Annotated in this window: 2 protein-coding genes; both read left to right on the forward strand. The window is 66.2% G+C overall.

The window, feature by feature from the left end:
* Window positions 1-124: 124 nt before the first annotated feature.
* A complete protein-coding gene (istA, locus tag ABN273_RS59010; protein ID WP_349458556.1) occupies window positions 125-1,555 on the forward strand; it encodes an IS21 family transposase in 1,431 nt (476 codons plus the stop codon).
* Window positions 1,552-2,322, forward strand: coding sequence for an IS21-like element helper ATPase IstB (gene istB, locus ABN273_RS59015; protein ID WP_349458557.1), 771 nt, complete (start codon window positions 1,552-1,554; stop codon window positions 2,320-2,322). Before istA ends, istB begins: the two co-directional genes overlap by 4 nt.
* Window positions 2,323-2,376 lie beyond the last annotated feature (54 nt).

The raw sequence follows: 2,376 nt of genomic DNA on the forward strand, positions 1-2,376 counted from the left end.
TGTCGGCGTACAAGTGAACGTGCGCCAGCGCGTACGGATGAGAATGCACCGTTCTTGATGCGGTAACACAGCGTTACTGCAAAGCTACTGTCCTCTGTTCGGAGTCGATGGAGGGCGGCTGACGGTGGTCTTGGACCCGCATCGCTGGTTGGAGCTGAGGCGGTTTCGTAGCCTGCACGAGTCCGGCGCGATGAGCTTGCGGGAGATCGCGGCCGAGACGGGGCTGAACCGGCGGACGGTCGCCAAGTACCTGTCGGGCGAGGTTCCGGTGGTGCCGCCGAAGAGGGCACCCAACACTCGGCCGCGGCAGCGCGTGGTGGACGAGGTCGCGCCGCTGATCGACGCCATGTTGCGGGCGGAGATCCTGCTCAAGGGGGCGGTGATCCACGAGCGTCTGATGGCCGACTACGGATTCACCGGCAACTACCAGCGCGTCAAGATCTACTTGCAGGAGGCGCGGCCGCGGATCGCGGCCGAACTCGGGATCAGCCCGGGCGAACTGGCGGGACTGCATCGCCGGTTCGAGGTGGTGCCGGGCGCTCAGGCCCAGGTGGACTGGGGTGACGAGGGCAAGATCCTGGCCCACGTCGGCATCGGGAAGGTCTACTCCTTCCACATGACCTTGTCCTACTCGCGCGACCCGTTCTGCTGCTTCACCACCAGCCAGGATCTAACGACCTTCTTCGACTGCCACCGCCGGGCGTTCGAGCACTTCGGTGGGGTGCCGATGTCGATCGTCTACGACCGCACCAAGACGGTGGTCCGCCGCCACGTCGCCCCAGGTGAGGCTGTCCCATTGCATCCCGAGGCGGTTGCCTTCGCCGGGCATTACGACTTCGACCCCGATGTGCTGGCCGCCTATCGGCCCACCGGCAAAGGCCGGGTCGAGCGGCAGGTCGCCATCGTCCGTGACCATGTCCTGGCGGGGCGGGCATTCTCCTCGATCGAAGAACTCGACGCCGCCTTCGCCGCCTGGGTTCCCCTGCGGCGCTCCAAGGTCCACGGGACTCACGGCGAGGTCATCGGCCTGCGGGCGGTCCGTGACCACATGGCCTTGCGGCCGCTGCCGTCCACCACGTATGTCGTGGCCCAGCGGCATCTTCGCTACGTCGGCAAGGACTGCCTGGTCGCCTTCGAGGCGAATCTCTATTCGGTCCCGGCCCGCCGAGTGCAACCGCGCCAGCTGGTCGAGGTCAGGGCGACCAAGGCTCAGATCATGCTGCACGCCACCACACCCGACCACACCGGCCAGACGCTGCTGGCCGCCCATCCGCGGGCGGTGGGCCGCGGCTGCCGCGTTGTGGACGAGCGGCACTGGGATGGCCTGCCCACCGGAGCCGGACGGCGCGTCACCGCGGGCCACGACCTTCCCGTTCACCAAGGCCAGGGCAAAGGCCACAACGGCCCAGAGCCGACCCCAGGATCGTTGGCGGGCCTGCTCAACCGGACCGCGGCCGCCCAGGTCGAGGTCGGCCGGCGTCCCTTGTCGGTCTATGACGAACTGACCGGCACCCGCCCGTTCAACACCGATCACACCACGAAGGAAGCCCGTTGACCGAGCTGGTCTCCACCCGCATCCGCGCCACCGCCGCCAAGCTCGGCCTGCCTCATCTGGCCGAGGCCTTGACCCACTACACACAGCGGGCCGACGAATCCAAGATGGGCTACCTGGACTTCCTCGACCTGGTCCTGTCCGAAGAACTCGCTGTCCGCGACGATCGCCGGTTCCGCACCGGGTTGCGCACCTCGAAACTGCCGCACCACAAGACCCTGGACGACTACGATTTCTCCTTCCAGCCTGATCTGGACCCCCGCAAGATCAAGGACCTGGCCACTCTCGCCTTCGTCGAGGCCAAGGCCAACGCAGCTCTGCTCGGCCCACCCGGAGTCGGCAAAACCCACATCGCCGTCGCCCTGGCGGTCGCGGCCTGCCGGGCCGGATACTCGGTCTACTTCACCAGCCTCGACGACATGGTCAGCAACCTCAAGGCCGCCGACGCCACCGGGCGCCTGAGCAGCAAACTCGGCACTTACCTACGGCCGAGCGTTCTGGTGATCGACGAAGTTGGCTACGAGATCCTCGAACGCGGCGAGGCCAACCTGGTCTTCCAGGTGATCTCGAAGCGTTACGAGAAGGGCTCGATCATCCTGACCTCGAACAAGAGCTTCGGCGAGTGGGGCCAGGTCTTCGCCGACGAGGTGCTGGCCACCGCCATCCTCGACCGGCTGCTCCACCACTGCGATGTGATCTCCATCAACGGCCCCAGCTACCGGCTCAAGAACCGGCTCAGGAACATCGAAAAAACCACTGAGGTCGCCTGAGCTGGTGCACATATCTCCGTACTTCATGGAGCACTCAAAGGAGTACGCGGACAC

Origin of the sequence: Nonomuraea sp. B19D2 (assembly GCF_040137845.1) — a bacterium.
Lineage (GTDB): Bacteria > Actinomycetota > Actinomycetes > Streptosporangiales > Streptosporangiaceae > Nonomuraea.